General features: G+C 43.6%; 14 protein-coding genes and 1 pseudogene. 10 read left to right on the forward strand and 5 right to left on the reverse strand.

Annotated features, from left to right (window positions below; translation table 11 throughout):
- Positions 1 to 100: 100 nt before the first annotated feature.
- Together H6G03_RS32900 and H6G03_RS32905 are read right to left on the reverse strand one after the other, a co-directional pair.
- A complete protein-coding gene (locus H6G03_RS32900; RefSeq protein WP_190474343.1) occupies positions 101 to 1,024 on the reverse strand; it encodes a DUF5117 domain-containing protein in 924 nt (307 codons plus the stop codon).
- Between the two features lie 251 nt (positions 1,025 to 1,275).
- A complete protein-coding gene (locus H6G03_RS32905; RefSeq protein ID WP_190474345.1) occupies positions 1,276 to 4,140 on the reverse strand; it encodes a zinc-dependent metalloprotease in 2,865 nt (954 codons plus the stop codon).
- Between the two features lie 12 nt (positions 4,141 to 4,152).
- Here H6G03_RS32905 and H6G03_RS39060 point away from each other — a divergent pair, with 12 nt between their 5' ends.
- On the forward strand, positions 4,153 to 4,278 hold the full coding sequence (locus tag H6G03_RS39060) for a hypothetical protein (RefSeq protein ID WP_255512307.1): 126 nt from the start codon (positions 4,153 to 4,155) through the stop codon (positions 4,276 to 4,278).
- Between the two features lie 588 nt (positions 4,279 to 4,866).
- Positions 4,867 to 6,225 carry a hybrid sensor histidine kinase/response regulator gene (locus H6G03_RS32910; protein ID WP_190474347.1) on the forward strand — a complete coding sequence of 453 codons (1,359 nt, stop codon included), beginning with the start codon at positions 4,867 to 4,869 and terminating at the stop codon, positions 6,223 to 6,225.
- 12 nt (positions 6,226 to 6,237) lie between these two features.
- Here H6G03_RS32910 and H6G03_RS32915 read toward each other — a convergent pair whose 3' ends face one another.
- Positions 6,238 to 7,023, reverse strand: coding sequence for a sulfite exporter TauE/SafE family protein (locus H6G03_RS32915; protein WP_190474349.1), 786 nt, complete (start codon positions 7,021 to 7,023; stop codon positions 6,238 to 6,240).
- A gap of 478 nt (positions 7,024 to 7,501) precedes the next feature.
- On the opposite strand from H6G03_RS32915, the gene H6G03_RS32920 reads away from it, so the two are divergent.
- From H6G03_RS32920 to H6G03_RS32930, 3 genes are all read left to right on the forward strand, one after another.
- Positions 7,502 to 8,827, forward strand: a complete 1,326-nt coding sequence (locus tag H6G03_RS32920; protein ID WP_190474350.1) for an NAD(P)/FAD-dependent oxidoreductase — start codon at positions 7,502 to 7,504, stop codon at positions 8,825 to 8,827.
- A 204-nt stretch (positions 8,828 to 9,031) separates the two neighbouring features.
- Positions 9,032 to 9,493: a pentapeptide repeat-containing protein gene (locus tag H6G03_RS32925; protein WP_190474352.1), complete on the forward strand. Its 462-nt coding sequence runs from the start codon at positions 9,032 to 9,034 to the stop codon at positions 9,491 to 9,493.
- Between the two features lie 410 nt (positions 9,494 to 9,903).
- Positions 9,904 to 11,508: a helix-turn-helix domain-containing protein gene (locus H6G03_RS32930; RefSeq protein ID WP_190474355.1), complete on the forward strand. Its 1,605-nt coding sequence runs from the start codon at positions 9,904 to 9,906 to the stop codon at positions 11,506 to 11,508.
- Between the two features lie 86 nt (positions 11,509 to 11,594).
- Here H6G03_RS32930 and H6G03_RS38440 read toward each other — a convergent pair.
- Positions 11,595 to 11,813, reverse strand: a pseudogene (locus H6G03_RS38440) (GAF domain-containing protein); the annotation flags it as partial.
- Between the two features lie 208 nt (positions 11,814 to 12,021).
- Between H6G03_RS38440 and H6G03_RS32935 the strand changes: the two are divergent.
- From H6G03_RS32935 to pstB, 4 genes are all read left to right on the forward strand, one after another.
- Entirely contained in the window at positions 12,022 to 13,041 is a 1,020-nt protein-coding gene (locus tag H6G03_RS32935; RefSeq protein WP_190474356.1) for a PstS family phosphate ABC transporter substrate-binding protein, read from the forward strand.
- Positions 13,042 to 13,155: 114 nt separating this feature from the next.
- Positions 13,156 to 14,085: a phosphate ABC transporter permease subunit PstC gene (gene pstC / locus H6G03_RS32940; RefSeq protein WP_190474358.1), complete on the forward strand. Its 930-nt coding sequence runs from the start codon at positions 13,156 to 13,158 to the stop codon at positions 14,083 to 14,085.
- Positions 14,086 to 14,153: 68 nt separating this feature from the next.
- A complete protein-coding gene (pstA, locus tag H6G03_RS32945) occupies positions 14,154 to 15,092 on the forward strand; it encodes a phosphate ABC transporter permease PstA (protein WP_242060518.1) in 939 nt (312 codons plus the stop codon).
- A gap of 17 nt (positions 15,093 to 15,109) precedes the next feature.
- Positions 15,110 to 15,889 carry a phosphate ABC transporter ATP-binding protein PstB gene (pstB, locus tag H6G03_RS32950; RefSeq protein WP_322112017.1) on the forward strand — a complete coding sequence of 260 codons (780 nt, stop codon included), beginning with the start codon at positions 15,110 to 15,112 and terminating at the stop codon, positions 15,887 to 15,889.
- A gap of 105 nt (positions 15,890 to 15,994) precedes the next feature.
- Here the strand turns inward: pstB and H6G03_RS32955 are convergent, their stop codons facing one another.
- Complete coding sequence (locus H6G03_RS32955) at positions 15,995 to 17,434, reverse strand: NYN domain-containing protein (RefSeq protein ID WP_190474362.1); 1,440 nt, start codon at positions 17,432 to 17,434, stop codon at positions 15,995 to 15,997.
- 72 nt (positions 17,435 to 17,506) lie between these two features.
- Between H6G03_RS32955 and H6G03_RS32960 the strand changes: the two genes are divergently transcribed.
- Positions 17,507 to 19,015 carry a UbiD family decarboxylase gene (locus tag H6G03_RS32960; protein WP_190474364.1) on the forward strand — a complete coding sequence of 503 codons (1,509 nt, stop codon included), beginning with the start codon at positions 17,507 to 17,509 and terminating at the stop codon, positions 19,013 to 19,015.
- Positions 19,016 to 19,190: the final 175 nt, after the last annotated feature.

Raw genomic sequence — 19,190 nt, forward strand, 5'->3', positions numbered from 1 at the left:
TAATTGTGCCGATGCACGATATGCCTACGGCACGCTGTGCGAAGGCACTCCTGCAAGTGCCTTAACAAAAGTTCATACAGTGTCGATTACTTTTGTCCGACTACTTATTTTCTATCCAGAACACAATCTGTTTTTTGGGCGGAGATATGGCGGCGCTGGGGTCTTGCTTTTCTAAATGCCAGCGATAAATATATTGTACTGTGGGTGAATTGCTTTGATTTTCAGAGAAATCTTCGTAATCTGTGGTAAAATAGCCAACGCGATCGTCTGCTAGGCGAGGAACGTAGCCGTTGTTTTCCGGGATTTCCGATAAACTGTAGTGAACGGCAATAGTTAAAGCTCTGCGATCGGGTAAGGTTACTATCGGCAAGCTATCTTCTTCAGCTTGTAAAGACAACCCATATACCGAGTCAACTTCTACGTTTTGGGGAAACACTTGCACATTACCAAAATAAGATTTGTTCTCCTCCAATTGATAATGAGCGTTAAAAGCTTCTCGCAAGTTTGATGTGAGGTCAGCTAAATCTTCTTTTAATAGTAAGTCGTTCATATCGATGAGAATTGTTTGGCGTTGGGGATGAATACTTATGATGGGAAGAGAAGCTAAAACTGAGTCGGAAAACGATCGGTTAATGTAACCCTGTTGCGGATCTCCGGGACGGGTGCGAAATTGCAGGTTGCGAAGGGTAAAAAGTAAATTATTATTAACGCGCCGGAAGTAGAAAATCGCATCATTTAGACCCATGCCTCTGTAAATTTGGCCTTGGCCAATACCAGATTCGATCGCGATCGTAAGCAAGTAATTTTTATTCAGCTGTTGTGGTTTAATTTCCAGATAAATTTTGCCGCTATTTTTGTGGCGGTAAAGCGGGAATAAACCGTCTAATTTTTCAGTATTTTTGACAAGTTCTTCAAATGGTTTCAGTTCTTCTTCCTGGGAATCTTCGCCAGATGCAACAACTACTTGACCTGTGCGATGGAACCCTAACGAATTTGCCCCAAAATTTGTTACATTAGCGGACATTTGTCTGCCAAATGATAAGCTAGGTTTGTTGTCTACAAATTCTATTACTAAAACGATGGTAACTAGAAAAACCACACAAAAGAACAATTTTTTCCTTAAGTTCATATCTTTACATTTTTCCTTTCTTCAATTGAGCAATTTTACTCCATTTCTTTATTTGAAAGAGCGAGAGAATGAGGGAGTGGGAGATTGGGAGATTGGGAGATTGGAATAATTAATATTTTCCCTATTTATTCCCGACGCCCGACTCCCTAACCCCCACGCCCTAGCCTTTTTGAAGGCAAAGGCGCATCCAAAACTTTGTAAATGCGGGCGCGAGTTTCTTCCAAGTGCGCCTTAGTATAATCATCTAAGTAAGAGTCTTCTTTTTTGAGAGTAAGATCTAATTTATGGCGCAATTGACGGAGTTTTTCCCAAGCAAGAGTGCGTGCATCTTCGGGGACTTTATTTGTTCGCAACACCATGCCTACTAAAATGTTTAAATGTTCCCGCTGCAATGCGCGACGCAAACTGGATATCTTGATGGCGTTATTTTCTGCTTGCAGCACCTCCGTCCAAATACCTGTTTGCAAGGTATTAAACAATTCTGGCATTGTCAGCGCTTGTCCGGATTGAGTTTTCAGTTCGATGTCGCGCAATCGTTTGAGGCGATTATTAGATAGCAAACTTCTCAAAACGTAGCTTTGGGGCATGAAAATGCTATCGTGAATGGGATAGTCGAGTCGATCGACTTCCAATCGATCGCTCCAATCTTCCCAACGCGACGGTGCTAACTTGTTGAGCAATTCCGGCGGGAAATTAAAAGCATCTTCGGCAAATACATATTTTTGAATTGCTGTCAATGCCTCGCGCTGTTTTTCTACCGACACCGCTTCAAACGGCAAACGTGCGTTAGCACTGCCCGGACGATCGCGATAAAACGATTGTCCGCCAATATATTTCATGATGAAAGATACGTTTTGCAAATAGTAGACAAACACCCTGTCAAACAATTCGCTCACATCGCTGTAACTTTCATCGTCAGCTGGGGAACGCTTATTAAGGCGATCCCACATCAGGCGTGCGTTGTCCAGTTGCCAGAGCGAGTAGCGCAGGGGATCGCTACTCATGTCGTAGCGGTTGGCAGTGGGGTCGAGGTCGTAGCTATCCTCATCTGGTGAGTAAGATAATTCTGGGTTAGTTGTTTGTTTTTGGGTAATTTCTGCCAAAAATTGCTTTTCAGCTGCGGGTGCAGTCGCGCCGCTAATTTTGTAACCGTACTCGATCGCCCACTCATCGTAGGGGCCAACAATGTTGGTAAAATAATCTCCCTGCTGGGCATCGGGGGGTGCTAAATTCACCGGTAGATAGTCCATCACAGAACTGGACATCCCTTTGCTGCGAGTAATTTCGGTGTTGTTCAATTCTTCCGGTTTCAGGAAGGTGCTACCGCGAAAGTTGTGTCTCAGTCCCAGAGTATGTCCAACTTCGTGGGCAATCAGCGATCGCACAAATTGATGTACGTATTCTTTGATTTTCTCATGACTGGGCTTTTCCTCATTCAGCAACGACAGCGCTACTGACCCCATCGCCAGTTGATTGGCAGATTCGACGCCGTAACACAGGTCGTTATCGCGAGCCAGACTTGACAAAAAAGTCTTTTTTTGCATTTCGGCGTCAGGATTTGAGCTACTGTGCGTGCAGAGACTGCCGTTGTTGATGAGATTGGCTAAAAAAGAGTTTGTTTCGGATTGGTTAGATTGAATGAGAGCGCGAAATTCCTGCTTGCGCGATCGCACCAAACCGGCATCCACAATAATATCGGCATCCAAAATTTGTCCGGTCAGCGGATTGACGCGGGATGGCCCTCTGGCAAATGCTCCATCCAGAGAATTCAGCCAGCGAATAGTGTTGTAACGTACATCGGCTGGATTCCACTTCGCATCATCTGGCATTTGTCGCACTTGAATGGCATCTTTGAATCCCGCTTTTTCAAATGCTTTGTTCCACATCAACACACCTTCGCGGATCGCATCGCGGTATTCCAGAGGAACGGTGTTTTCAATCCAAAAGACGATCGGTTGTTTTGGTGGGGATAGGGGGGGAGAGGGAATATTACTCGCCTCTCCTTGTGGTAGGGGGGTCGGGGGAGAGGTGGAGATGTCTTGCTTTTGCAAATGCCAGCGATTAATGTAGCGCACATAGAGATCGCGACTATCGTCTTTGGAAAAGTCCTGGTAGGTGGTGATGAAATAGCCAATGCGTTCGTCTGCCAAACGCGGGACGTAGCCGTTGTTTTCCGGTAGCTGGGAGAAACTGTAATGTACTTTGAGGGTAAGCGCCCTGGTGTCGGGTACGGTGGGTAGGTAAACGCGATTGCTAGAGTTATCCGATGAGGAGAAATTATAAACCGAGTCAATTTCTATATTTAGAGGAAAAGCTTTGGCAGCACCGAAATAAGTTTTATCTTTGTCGAGTTGGTAACGAATATCCAAAACTTGTGTCAGCATAGCGCTTAAATTGGGCACATCTTTCAGCAGTAAGTCGCCCAAATCTACAAGCATTGTTTGCTGTTGGGGATGAGTGCTTTTGATGGGGAGGGAGTACAGAACTGAGTCGGAAAAGGAGCGATCGACAGAACGCGCTTGGGGGTCTCCCTGACTGGTGCGAAAATTAACGTTGCGGACAATGAAGTGTAAATTGTTATTGACGCGGCGGAGGTAGAAAAGGAAATCTTGTAAAGGCAGTCCGCTGTAAATACCTCGTTCGCCGATACCGGATGCCATTGTGATGGTCGCGAGGTAGTTTTTATGCAGTTGTTCTCGTTTGATTTCTAAATAAATTTTGCCTGTGGCTTTGTGGCGGTAGAGGGTGAACAGTCCTGGCAACTTATCCGTATTTTTAATGATGCGATCGTACCCCTGCAACTGGGAATCCCTGGTGTTGTTGCTGCCAGGATTTGACTGCTGTGCTTTTTCGCTCTCCTGATTTGCGATCGGCTGTACCTGCTGTGTTGAGGGCAAGATTGCCGGATTACTGTTTAAGGATAAAACTAGCTGCTGTGCGTTAACTAGCCCCATCCCTAAAAAAACTCCCTGTACAAGAAAAATTAGATAAAACGGCAATCTTTTTTTCATTTTCTTTCTCTCATGACCCCCAGGAAAGTAAAAGCTCCTTTTCCGGCGTTGCTTCTGCGTCTGGCAGAAAATTACGTCCTTGCAGGCTTTCTCGCGATCGGCAATACCGAAGCGGAGATATATTGCATTATGCACTAATTTTGTCAACGCCCCTAATATAGAATTACCTAAAAATGCGCTCTTGAAAACAGGGAATACTCGGAAAGTAGTCCCAAGGCCCCACTTATTTACTTGCGTCGTAAGATACCAGGGTTAACGGGAGTTGCTGTAGCGGATTTAACCGATTAGCTGACCGGAGGGGATAGCCTTATCGCGGTTTTCAGTTCGATCGAGTGGACTCCTGAAACCCGATTTCTTGAACAAACCTGATTTCTCTGTACTTCACTTATTTTTTGGTAAGTTGGGTTGAGTGAAGCGAAACCCAACTTTTGGGTTAGGTTTCGTACCTCAACCCAACCTACAAATTAATCGATCGAATAGCAAACGCTAACTCAGAATAGCCAGAAAGATGGTTTTTGCTACCAGCGATTAAATTATATTAAACTTAAATATATAGGACTTACGCATTTTATTGCTTCATCCACTACAAATGTAGAGCCAATTCATGAATTGACTCTACATCTAGGGAAAAGTACCTGCTTGCGTAAATACCGATCTAGTAAAGCAAAGTAAACTTACCATTGCAGAAGAATCTATTTTAGAGTTTACCAATATAAGGAGAAAAGTATGACAATCGACGCTTCTAAGAAGAGCATTATTCTCGTCATTGACGATAGCCCTACCAACTTGGAAGTGTTGTCTCATTTTTTAGATGAATCCGGATTTGAAGTTTGGTCAGATCTCAATGGAGAAAAGGCGCTGCAAAGGTTAAAAATTGCACAACCAGATCTCATTTTATTAGATGTAGTGATGCCGGGAAAAGATGGCTTTGAAATCTGCCGCCGTTTGAAAGAAAATCCATTAACACACGATATTCCTGTGATTTTTATGACATCCCTGGCTGACACGACCGATAAAGTTAAAGGGTTAAAGTTAGGAGCTGTAGACTACATTACCAAACCATTTCAAGCGGAAGAAGTCCTAGTTCGGATCGAGCTGCATCTCAGGTTAAGAAATCTTACTAAGGCGCTAGCTACAAAAAATGAACAGTTAAAGGTAGAAATTAAAGAAAGACAGGCTGTAGAAGCAACTTTGCGGGAACTACAACAAGATTTAGAACAACGGGTAGAAGCAAGAACAGCCGAACTCAAGGAAGCCCAAGTATGGCTTGTGCAATCTGAAAAAATTGCCAGTCTGGGACAATTGGTTGCGGGTATAGCTCACGAAGTAAATAATCCCGTTAATTTCATAGTGGGTAATTTAGGACATATCGATCGCTATTTTGAAGACTTAATCGCTCTGCTCAATCTCTATCAAAAATATCTGCCGGAACCACCTAATGAAGTTATAGATAAAATAGAGGAAATTGAGTTGAAGGAGTTGTTGTCAGATTTGCCCAAGGTGTTGAATTCTATGCACATCGGTGCAAGCCGTATTTTAGATCTTTCTTCTTCTTTACGAAATTTTTCTCGCTTGGATGACGCAGGTAAAAAAAATGTTAATATTCATGAAGGGATTGAAAGTACGCTTCTAATTTTGGGACACCGTTTGAAAGCTAGACCTGATTATCCAGCTATTCAAGTAATAAGAGAATATGACGACTTACCCCTTGTTGAGTGCTATCCCGGACAACTAAATCAGGTATTTATGAACTTGATCGCCAATGCGATCGACGCGCTAGAAGATAAAATACACTCTCAAAATATAGATGATAAATATGCAAATTATCAACCCACGATCCATATTAAAACAAAAGTTATAAAACGGCAAGTATTAATTCATATTATCGATAATGCCGCTGGTATAAGTGAGGAATTCCAACAACAAGTTTTCGCTCCCTTCTTTACAACTAAGCCCCCCGGAAAAGGTACGGGATTAGGGCTATCTATCTCACAAAAGATTGTAGTTATCAATCACAGCGGACAGTTGACTTGCAGTTCGGTAATCGGACAGGGTACGGAATTTGTGATTAAAATTCCGATTTAGAGCGTTTTGTAACTATCTTTTGATTAAAATAAATAATGCCACAACTAGGACAAAATAACCAAATCCTTTCTCCAAATCTTTAGGAAGGAAAAACTTTGTGAAATACGTTCCTATGAGGATACCTGCACTAGCAACAGCTGTAAAGGATTCTAGTAAATTCCACTCTACAAACACATGACCGAAGTATCCTGCAAATCCGGTAACTGATTTGAGAGCTAAAATAATCAAAGATGTACCGATCGCTTCTTTCATGGGAGTATTTCCTAGCAATACTAGCGCCGGTATTACTAAAAAACCACCACCAATTCCAACAAATCCGGTAATTATTCCCACTACAAACCCTTCCATTACTATAGCCAGCCATCGGTATTTATGAGGCTCGTTATCCTCAGAATTTAACTCGACAATCTCGTCAAATTCATCGGTTTGATTTGCTCCTTTACGAAGCATAGAAATAGATGCTATCAACATAACGAGCCCAAAGGTAATTAACTGAATAGTCGGGGTAACGATGGGAAGAAAAGTAGCACGAGCGCCAAGATAAGCACCCAACATAGCTGTTGGGGAAAATAAGGCAGCAATTTTCAAATTTACATTTCCTTGCCGCCAGTGAGGAATCGCGCCAATAATACTAACAGTACCAACAATAACCAAGGTCATGGCAAAGGCTGACTGAGCTGGCACTCCCATTATGTAAATTAAAATAGGAGCCGCTAAAATCGATCCTCCACCGCCTATTAACCCCAAGCTAATCCCAATACAAGTTGCTAAAATATGTCCAATAATCCAAGCAGTCATTGTTTCATTCCATAAAACCTTGGTCTAGAAAGCGTTTCGCTACTTTCAGACATCCCTAAAATGCCCTTTATCTTTAGCTTTTAAACACGCACTAACCATACGGTTTATTTGCTTATTATTTAGGTTTTTCACATATTAATATAAATTTTACAATTTGACAATAGCCAAAAATTTTTGCAGATCGGTTAGGGCTCGGTAAACCCTTATTTAGAGAAAGAAATACTTACGTATCGATCGAAAAATATCTCGCTTGCTTTTTTACTCATCTGGCGATCGCAATGAGTACTCCGGGGCGGGGTTGCCTCTTTCCCAGTTCCAATTTTCGCTGCGATCGAGCTAAGCAGGATATTTTATGCTTAAATAGTAATATAAGTAATTAAGAAAACTTTGAAACAGTATAAGGTGGAGCAGAAAAGCGAACACCAGCCCTATCAATGGCAGCAAGCTGCCGTCCCACAGAAGGAGGAAATCAAAAAAGATGGCAAAAGTGGTTGTAATTGGCGCGGGATTGGGGGGGCTGCCCACCGCTTACGAACTGCGACATCTGCTGCCGAAAGAACATAAGGTGACGTTAATTTCCGATCGACCCGAATTTACTTTTATTCCTGGGTCGATTCGGGTAGCGCTGAACCTCAAGCCTCTGGAAGACATTCAATTAAACTTAGCTGAATTAACCAAGCGGCACGGTATTGAATGGATACTGGGAAGAGTAACAGCTTTTAACCCTGAAACCAAACGCATCACTGTAGAAGAAAATCGAATAGTTGATTGGGATTATGTGGCGATCGCCACAGGTGCTTCCTTTGCCTTTGATGCCGTGCCCGGACTGGGCCCAGATGGAGGTTATACCCATTCAGTTTGCTCGCCCAATCATACTTTAGAAGCGCGAACAGCTTGGCTGAAGTTCTTAGAAAATCCGGGGCCTTTGGTGGTAGGAGCAATGGCGGGAGTTAGTTGTTTTGGGCCAGCTTATGAGTTTTTGTTAATGGCAGAGTGGGAGTTGCGGCGCAGAGGTTTGCGCGATCGAGTATCGATTACTTTTGTGACGCCAGAACCTTATCTCGGACATTTGGGATTAGATGGTTTGAGTAACTCCAGACAATTAACGGAAAACCTGCTAAAAAAACGAGGAATTGAGGCAGTAACTAATGCGAGAATTACTTCCGTCGATGCGGAAGCGATCGCACTATCTGATGGGCGCGAACTTCCCTATCAATATGCCATGATACTGCCAGCTTTTCGAGGAGTAGAATTTATCGATCGAGTACTTGGCTTGGGCGATCGCAAAGGGTTTATTCCCGTATTGCCTACCTACGAACATCCTCAATTTTCCTCCGTTTATGCCCTTGGCGTGAGTGTGGCATTGCCGGAAACCAAAGAAGTTGCGCCGCTGGGATTACCCAAAACCGGACAAATGACAGAAGCAATGGGATTAGCAGTCACACACAATATCGCTGTCAAGTTAGGTGCGATCGCAGATCATTTGAAAACACCTACGTTGGAAGCAATTTGTTTTGCTGAATTTGGCGATACGGGGATTGCCTATGTTGCAGCCCCCGTTTTGCCAGATCCAGAAACAGGTAAACGGCGTTACTCCTACGCTTTGCAAGGACGCTGGGTAAACTGGGTGAAAGCAGCATTTGAGAAGTATTTTCTCCTCAAGATGAAGTTGGGATGGGGTTTGCCTTGGTTTGAAATCTTGGGTTTGCGAATTTTATTCGGATTGTCGCTACTGAAAAATTGCGATTCAGTGCAGGAGAAGGCAATGAACAAAAATAGTTTGGAAGCTTCTATTAAGCGTTAAATTTTAAATTTTGATGTAAAACTACCTAATATTATACAACAACATAGGCAAGCTGTCAACCAAAATTTTCCACCTAGCCTCAGAGTTGTTCTCCAACTTTCGAGCATCACAGCCAACTTGTGCTTTCGGTCAACATCCGACCCAAATTTAGTGAGATAATAGAAGAGTGAGGAAAACTACCACCTTCGATGGAAGGGGAAGATTATGAAACTTTTTCATGTCGCAACCTTAAGCTTATTTGCTCCCCTATTTTTGAATAGCCCAGTTCTAGCTGGAAATCCGCTTCACCTACAACAGCTATTGTCAACTGGTCAATGTTATCGGTGCGATCTATCAGGAGCCGATCTCAGGAGCGCACACTTAATTGGTGCCGATTTGAGAGAAGCTAACCTGCAAGGTGCCAACCTCACTCGCGCCAACTTAGAAGGTGCCGATTTAACCAATGCTAACTTGGCAGGCGCTGACTTAACTCAAGCTTTTCTCACCAACGCCGATCTTAAGCAAGCGAATCTCGACAACGTAAATTTAACTCGCGCTACAATCTATGACGCTAATGTGTTTCAGGCATCAATGAATAATCTTAATATCACCGATGCCGAGATTTTTAATACAGCGATCGGCATTGGGGGAGAAGATGCTGAGGTTCCAGATTGGCCTAGATACTAAACAACCAATTCAATAATCCCAGAAACCGGGTTTTTTGAGGCTATAGCAACGAAATAAACCCGGTTTCTTTTTCTTTATTCTGAGTAATAAATTGGCAGTTGAGTTACTTCAAAGTTAGTATAAGTATATACCTACCGTAACAATAAAAAAACAATCTAAAATAGGTAAAAATGTTTACTATGAACAGAAGTACCTAAAAAATATCCTTATTTTATAAAAATTAAAACCACAACCTTGTCTAAGATTAGTTGGTCAACTCAGACCAATTTTGAGTTCTTAGTCTAATCGCTGGCAATTAAGCGATGATTCGCTATGGGTTTTCCCATGCAATGCTTACCGTTAAAGTAAGCAAATAAATAAGTTAGAAGTTTGACCTAGTATCCCAACTATCAAATATTCCAGGTTAGTTTATGACTTATAAAATCCCAGGAAATTGTCTTGCTTGTGATAGTTGCCGCACCCATTGTCCCACAGGCGCAATTAAAACAGACGAACAAAATTATTGGATAGACGGTAGTCTTTGTAACAATTGCGAAGGCTACTATTCGGAACCGCAGTGTCTAGCTTTTTGTCCGACCGCTTGTCCTGTACCTTCAGAGCCAAAAAAAGGTAGATATAAAGTAGATATCAGACCTGCAACCAGTCCTGACTTATTCGCCAATGTGAAGAATAATCCGTTTGCATCTTCAATGGTGATGTGGGAACTTTGCAACCTATTAGCACAACGACAATCGTTAGATTGGAAAGTGAATGATGTGGGGCAACCCTATTACGAGAGACAAGTCAACGGAGGGCAGGGAAGAATTGTCCTACACATCACTAATAGCTTAGCTGGTGAATCCGATCCTCTGGCCCGTGAAGAAGCTATTGCAGCAATTGAATCCTTGGATATCAGATCTGCCTGTATGCACCTGATTTACGCTGCACACGCTACGGCGTTGGAAAAGCCTTGGGAGCAAGAGTTTCTCATTAGCGATCGTCAAATTGAGGAGTACTTAGAACTGGATAAACGTAAGGACCTCAGTAAATCGACAAAACTATCTATCATCAAAAAAATTGCCGAACAGCCTTGCACAATAACCGCTTCCTTTTCTTGGCCTAAACAAGGTAAAGTTAACGAATTTTCAGTGGCAGAAAGCCGCTTATGGCACCTGCTAGAAATTCAACATCATTTCCAAGAAGACGAAATTGGTTGTAAATCCCTAGTTGGTTTAACTTTCAAAGTTAGAGCAGGTATTTGGGCGCAATATTTTTTGAACAAACAAGGCTGTAAGCAGCGAACGCATTTTTATCAGTATGGGGTTTTGGCTCAATCCCTCTTAAGCGCTGTGATGAGTATTTGGCAGCAACATGAAGGTGCTGCTCGCATGATGCTTTGGCTGCTATTTAAAACCAAAATGGGAAAAGAACAACGCATTACCGTACCAACCTTAATGCGTGTTGCTTACGGTGAAAAAAGAGTAGGTTATGCCTCTCAAAATAGAGAAGAAAGAAAGCGACTTTTACGAACATTTGAAAGCGATTTAGAATGTTTAAATCGTTATAACCTAAAGCCTGTATTCGATCCAGTGACTTATCCACCTGAAATTCAACCGCTTTGGGCGAAGTTAGCCGAAATTCCAGATGATGCCGAAGCAGCGTTAGATTTTTGGATTAAGGATGGTAGCAATGGCACACGCATTACAGATGCTAGCCCTCGCGGTAAATGGAATTTGTTAATGAATGCCCGTATTTTATGGTTTGAACTTCCACCCGATTGGGAACAAGTAAGGACTGATACCAACAATAAAAAACAAGGCTCTCGCCACAAAAAGACAAAGTTAAAAGAGCAGTCTATCCTTTTACCGGAACAGATTACTATGGCCAGGAAAAATCAGGGAATTAGCCAGAGGGCTTTAGCGCAAATGACAGGTAAAAGCCAAAGTTGGATTCGGGATTTAGAAAAAGGCCGTTTATCTGCAAAGTTGGAAGACCAAACGCTATTGCGAAAAGCTTTAGGTTTAAGTTGTTCGTAATTGCTGCGGTCAGCTTCTTCCTGGGATCGGCAACAGGTTCTCAAAATTGACTCTCGCCAATTTGTTGAGCGGTAGCTACATTGACGATCGCGAGCTTCCAGCGGACGACATACCGCTGGAAAATTCAGACCCAAAAGCGAACTGAGGCGATTTCGATCGACCGACTCTGCAATTACCTTACCGCTGCCATTGGCGTGAAAACGATAAATCATGACTCGTTCCGTTCCTAAGAACGATCTAATCTCTGCTACCGTTGCCGTTAATATTTCTTCTAATTCTAGAGATTGACGAATTTTATAGGCGATCGTTACTTACATCCGTTACTGGTTGAGCGGCTATTGATTAAACTGCTTTACCAAATAAGAGAACAATTAACCAATAATTAACCTAGCCATAACTTTCAATAAAAAAGTTTTAATCTATTCATAACCTTTCATTATAACCCCTTAACCAAGGACAGGTATCCTACTAAGGTCAGAATTAAACGACGCTAAGCGTCAGGGAGAAAATAATATGGTGGTACACAAGCGGAAATTCAAGCTTAACCGCTTCACCACGATCGCCGCTATGGCAGTTGCAGCTACCACCATTGGCGTATCTGTATCTTCTGTGAAATCCCAAAGTCCGGCTTTAATCAAGATAGACGGGTCAAGTACCGTTTACCCCGTTACGGCAGCAGTAGCAGAAGAATTTCAGCGCTCCAAGGGAAATGCAGTGAGAGTAACTGTGGGCATTTCCGGAACAGGAGGTGGATTTAAAAAGTTTTGTCGTGGCGAAACAGACGTTTCCAACGCATCGCGACCAATCCTCGCTGAAGAGTTGCAAGCTTGTAGAGCAGCTGGCGTTCAGTTCATAGAATTGCCCGTCGCATATGACGCACTCACAGTAGTTGTCAATCCACAAAACAACTGGGCAACTAATATTAGTGTTGCCGAACTGAAGAAAATGTGGGAACCTGCATCGCAGGGCTCTGTGACAAAATGGAATCAGGTACGTCAGGGATGGCCAAATGCTCCGTTAAAACTGTTTGGGCCTGGTGCTGATTCCGGTACATTTGACTATTTCACAGAAGCGGTTGTCGGTAAATCCAAATCGAGTCGCGGCGATTACACTGCCAGCGAAGATGATAACGTATTAGTACAGGGAGTAAGTCGCGATCGCAGTGCCTTGGGTTACTTTGGTTACGCTTATTACGAAGCGAATAGAAGCCGACTCAAAGCCGTAGCAGTTAACGGCGTTTTACCTTCTCGTCAGACTGTAGAAAACGGTTCTTACAAACCTCTTTCTCGGCCTATATTTATCTATGTAAATGCCAAGGCTGCTCAGCGCGGCGAAGTCAGAGATTTTGTCAGCTTTTACATGAGCAATGCGCCTCGTTTAGTACCCGCAGTGAAGTATGTTCCCTTACCAGCCCAAGCATATACAATTGCCAGCCAGCATTTCCAAAATCGCAAGTTGGGTACAGTATTTGCTGGCGATGCACCAGTTGGTTTGACAATTCAGCAGTTGCTACAGCGGGAAGCAAGACAATAAAAAATTGTGGTTCTTTCGCACCAAGAAACCGGGTTTCTACGAAAAATGGTAATTTCACCGTGAACGCTCGATTCAAAAACCCGGTTTCTAGTCCCAAGCATAATCCTAAATCTTATGACAGACAAATCACTGCATCTATCCAGACAAGGGCAATTATCGCCAAAGCGAATACGCAATTTGCGAGAAAAGGCGATCGAGATTTTGTTGTTTTTGGCTGCCTTTTCTTGCGTAGGAATTACATTTGAGATACTTTACATTTTAGTTTCCGAATCTTTGGTTTTCTTCGAGACGGTTCCCCTAGTAAAATTCCTCACCGATACGCAATGGACGCCATTGTTTAGCGATGCCCACTACGGAATATTACCTTTAGTTTCAGGCACTTTGGTAACTACAGTTGTAGCTTTGCTAGTAGCAGTTCCGCTAGGTACTATTTCGGCAATTTACCTGAGCGAATTTGCCGATAATCGGTGGCGCGAATTAATCAAACCTTGTTTAGAATTGCTGGCGGGTGTTCCCACAGTAGTTTATGGCTATTTCGCACTGGTTTTCGTCACTCCCCTGTTGCAGAAATTACTGCCAGACCTCTCAGGTTTCAATATGTTGAGTGCGGGTTTAGTAATGGGAATTATGATTATTCCCTATGTCAGTTCTGTGAGCGAAGATGCCATGCGTGCCGTTCCCGTGCAATTGCGAGAAGGCTCTTTTGCTATGGGGGCAACTCGCCTGCAAACGGCTTTAAAAGTTGTATTTCCAGCGGCTTTTTCTGGAATTTCCGCTGCTTATATTCTGGGAATTTCTAGGGCAGTTGGGGAAACGATGGTTGTAGCGATCGCAGCTGGTTTGCAACCCAATCTTACCTGGAACCCAATGGAACCTGCCGCCACTATCACCGCTTACATTGTCCAAGTTAGTCTCGGCGACCTGCCTCACGGTACAATTGGATATCAAACAATTTTTGCTGCTGGCATCACGCTGGTTTTCATTACCCTACTTTTGAATATTGTCGGCCACTTTTTAACAAAACGTTATCGAGAAATTTATTAGTCTGTCAGTTGTTAGTTGTTTGTTAAAATATGCTTTTTGGTAATTTAACTTCCAACGGATAATGCCCAATGCCCAATGCCGAATTCGCCATGACCAATATAGAAAAAATCCGCCAAATAATTGCCCGAAAAAAGCTGTGGGATAAAACTTTTGCTGTCATCGGCTTGTTATCTATGCTAGTAGGTATTTTTACCTTATTCGCGTTGATAATTGACCTTGCAATTGACGGGATACCGATTCTTTCATGGCAATTCTTCACTTCATTTCCCTCCTACAAACCGGAACAGGCAGGTATTCTTTCCGCCTGGGTGGGAACAACTTTGGTGATGTTGGTAACTGGTATTGCTGCCATTCCATTAGGTATAGCAGCTGCAATTTACTTAGAAGAATACGCCCAGAAAAACTGGATTGCCGATTTAATCGAAATCAACGTCACCAACTTGGCAGGTGTTCCCTCCATCATCTACGGACTTTTGGCTTTAGGCTTGTTTGTCTACAAACTCAACTTAGGCGAGAGTATTCTCGCCGCCGGTTTGACTTTGGCGCTATTAATTTTGCCCATAGTGATTGTGACAACTCGCGAGTCTCTTCGCGCTATTCCCAATAATATTCGCGAAGCAGCCTATGCCTTGGGAGCGAGCAAGTGGCAGATGATTTGGGATCACGTATTGCCATATTCGATTGGCGGTATTTTAACTGGCATTATTGTGGGTTTGTCGCGAGCTATTGGCGAAACAGCACCGATAATTACGATCGGCGCTCTCACTTTCATCGCCTTTTTGCCAGATGCCCCAATTAAAGGCGAGTTTCCCTACATTTCTTTTTCTTGGCTGATGTCTCCTTTCACCGTCATGCCGATACAAATGTTTAATTGGGTGTCTCGTCCAGAGCCAGAATTTCAGTTAAACGCTGCGGCGGCAGGAATTGTGTTAATTGTGATGACATTGGCGATGAATTCCTTAGCAATTTATCTGCGCTATCTTTTTCGCAAAAATATCAAATGGTAGAACAAGTAACGAAATCCATGTCCGAATCAAATGCAACTAAGGCGAAAGTAGAAGTCAGAAATCTAAATTTTTATTACGGTGCCACTCGCGTGCTAAAGAACATCAACTTGATGTTAAGCGAAAAACGGGTAACGGCGCTAATTGGGCCTTCAGGGTGTGGCAAAACAACCTTGTTGCGTTGTTTTAATCGGATGCACGACCTTTACCCCGGTAATCGCTACGAAGGGGACATTATTTTAGAACCCGATAGCATTAATATCCTGAGTCGTCGGGTCGATCCGATCGAAGTTCGGATGCGAGTTAGTATGGTATTTCAGAAACCGAATCCCTTTCCCAAGTCAATTTATGAAAATGTGGCTTATGGTTTGCGGGTGCGGAACGAATCAAAGCGTAGCATCATTGATGAAAAGGTAGAACAAGCTTTACGAGGTGCTGCTTTGTGGGATGAAGTGAAAGATCGTTTGAACGATCGCGCTTACAATCTTTCCGGGGGTCAACAGCAGCGGTTGTGCATTGCGAGGGCGTTAGCGACCGACCCGGAACTGATTCTGTTTGATGAACCTACATCGGCGATCGATCCGATCGCAACTATGACTATTGAAGAATTGATCGAGCAATTGAAACAGCAGATCGCAATTCTGATTGTGACTCACAGTATGCAGCAAGCCGCGCGAGTTTCTGATTTTACAGCTTTTATGTACTTGGGCGAAATAATAGAGTTTAACGATACTAAAACAATTTTTACCAATCCTTCCCACAAGCAAACAGAAGACTATGTGAGAGGGAAGTTTGGCTAACGGTAGGGTGGGCAATGCCCACCAAAATGCTTGTTATCGTTCTTCTGTCACTCTGGGAAGAGCGATAACTTTTGGATGTGGCGATGGTGGGCGATGCCCACCCTACTAAGAAGCCAGCGCAACTAACCACTTACCCTTTTTATATAGCACTTTAAAAGAACTAAAATGTTGCAAAATCTTAAGTAGGTTACCGTCAAACTTCAACTTATCCTTAATAAGTGCATTGATAGATTGTCCGTATTGCCTGTGAAATTCAGTGCCTATAACTTCCAGAGAAACATAACCGCTCGCGGAGTTAAGAATTAATTCATTCATCAGCGTCAGTAACACTTTTTCCAAATCTTCTAGGGAAGTAATAGCAGCCGTATGAGCATTTTGGCTATCATCAGTACTATCGTTGCGATCGCTTTCTGCCTTATTGACTTCGGATATATCGAATAAGGTCACATAAGGAGGAGATTGATTTGTCGGTTGGTGGATCGCAAAATCAATGGGGTAGTCGCTAAAAATCTCGCGGGATTTTTTGCCAGGGAGATGTGTAGAAACAACTTGACTGATAGTTAAATTGTATTTAGTTTGAAAAAGATTGGCAACTCTAGATAATTTTATCCACTGCAAACCAGTATTTTGTTGTTCCTCTTTTATTAAGCCTTTCAGTTGGACGATCAATTCGGGCAAGGATGGAATTTCCGGTAAAGCCTTGAGAGAATGGGTTTGCACTTGAGAAGTTTTGCTGTTTAATACCACGATCGCATCTCCTTGCTTGCGAACACGATACACAGTTAATCCGTGGGTTTGCAAAGTATTGCACAAATGAGTTATGCCATTGTCAGAGGAACATACTAAAACTTCTCTGGCATTGGGATAATGTACGAATATAGATGAGCCCACCGTTGCCATTTTGAAATCAGCACTATCTTTCCCCTGCGGTACGTGAATCAATTCATAACCGCGCCCGTGAAATTCCAAATCTTGCTTACCCATGCTGCGCCAATTGGCAAAAGCAACTTTAATTTGGATGGGATAGCTACAAATTTCTGCTAAGAACTTTTCCGTGTCAACATCGAGTTGTAAATTTTCGGCATCTAGAAGTAAGATAGCAATACTATTTGGTTGAGAAACAGAGGGCGCGATCGCACTCTCTAATTTCGGCGATTCTTGTGTACCAAACTTAGATTCTGTCTGTTTACTATCCGTATTTACTCTGCCATTTGGCTGAGTTTCTGGCTGACTCAACTGCCGAACTTTTGCCATTAACGGCTTAAACTCAGCCGATGCAAAAAAGCTACCAACCAGAAGAACGCTCAGAAATTTTCTCACTTTGATAAGCAATGCCTTTTGGTCGGCGGCATTACTGAGTTCTTCTTGCAATCTTCGCAAAAAGATAGATTGACTTTTATCATCGCCCCAGTTAACCTTCCTGTACTTTTCATTCAGCCATTCAGGTTGTTTTTGCTGAATATCAAGGACAGCTTGATACACACAGGTGCTGATTTTGTCGATAATGGCAGATTCATTCACGTTAGGCTTGGAGTTATCTGGCATAGCCGTCCACGCGCAGCGCTGTCGGGGTTCAGTCCATAATATGAGGAAGACAAAGCTTCACATATTTTCATTATGGCTAGAGACTTGCGGGGATTTATCAAATTGCTGGAAGAAAAGGGACAATTGCGGCGGATTGCCGCTAAGGTTGACCCAGATTTGGAAATTGCCGAAATTGCCAACCAGATGCTGCAACGAGGTGGCCCAGGTTTGTTATTTGAAAACGTGAAAGGGTCGCCGTATCCGGTGGCTGTCAACTTGATGGGGACGGTGGAACGGATTTGCTGGGCGATGAATATGGAACACCCAGAGGAGTTGGAAACGCTGGGTAAGAAGCTGAGTATGCTGCAACAACCTAAGCCGCCGAAGAAGATTTCGCAGGCTGTAGAATTTGGCAAGGTGCTGTTTGACGTATTGAAAGCCAAACCGGGACGCGACTTTTTCCCCGCTTGTCAGCAAGTTGCGATCCAGGGAGACGATCTCGATCTTACTCAAATTCCGATGATTCGCCCTTATCCGGGAGATGCGGGGAAAATTATCACGTTAGGCTTGGTAATTACAAAAGATTGCGAGACGGGAACGCCGAATGTGGGGGTGTATCGCCTGCAATTGCAATCTCGCCATACGATGACGGTGCATTGGCTATCGGTGCGGGGTGGGGCGAGACATTTGCGGAAGGCGGCGGAAAGAGGTAAAAAGTTGGAAGTGGCGATCGCACTCGGCGTTGACCCCCTCATCATCATGGCAGCCGCTACACCCATCCCCGTAGACTTGTCGGAATGGCTGTTTGCCGGACTTTACGGCGGTTCTGGGGTAACTTTGGCCAAGTGCAAAACGGTGGATTTGGAAGTACCCGCTGACTCGGAAATCGTTTTAGAAGGTACGATTACCCCTGGAGAAGTGTTGCCGGATGGGCCTTTTGGCGACCATATGGGCTATTACGGCGGCGTGGAAGATTCCCCCCTGATTCGCTTCCAGTGCATGACCCATCGCAAAGACCCGATTTATTTAACGACGTTTAGCGGGCGTCCGCCGAAGGAAGAAGCGATGATGGCGATCGCACTCAACCGCATCTACACACCTATTTTACGACAACAAGTATCGGAAATTGTGGACTTTTTCCTACCAATGGAAGCCCTCAGCTACAAAGCGGCGATTATTTCCATTGATAAAGCATATCCCGGTCAAGCCAGACGTGCAGCTTTGGCGTTTTGGAGTGCCTTACCGCAATTCACTTACACCAAATTTGTGATTGTTGTCGATAAAGATATCAACATTCGAGATCCGCGTCAGGTTGTCTGGGCAATCAGTTCCAAAGTTGACCCGTCGAGAGATGTGTTTATTTTGCCCAATACACCTTTTGATAGTTTGGATTTCGCCAGTGAAAAGATCGGTTTGGGTGGCAGAATGGGAATTGATGCTACTACTAAAATACCGCCGGAAACAGAACACGAATGGGGCGCACCTTTGGAATCAGATCTCGATGTAGCGGCGATGGTAAAAAGGCGTTGGGCTGAGTATGGGTTAGATGATTTGCAATTAGGTGAAGTTAACCCGAATTTGTTTGGTTATGATGTGAAGTAGAAGTCAAAAGTCAAAAGAAAGGGGCTAGGGATTAGGGGCTAGGGCGTCGGGTAGAAGGGAGAGGGAAAAGGGAAAAGGGAAGAGGGAAAAGATTAATTCTCTCGCGCCCCCGTTCCCCCGTTCCCCCGTTCCCCCACTCCCCCACTCCCCCACTCCCCCGCTCCCTCTTTCCGAC

Source organism: Aerosakkonema funiforme FACHB-1375 (assembly GCF_014696265.1).
GTDB classification, from domain to species: Bacteria; Cyanobacteriota; Cyanobacteriia; order Cyanobacteriales; family Aerosakkonemataceae; genus Aerosakkonema; species Aerosakkonema funiforme_A.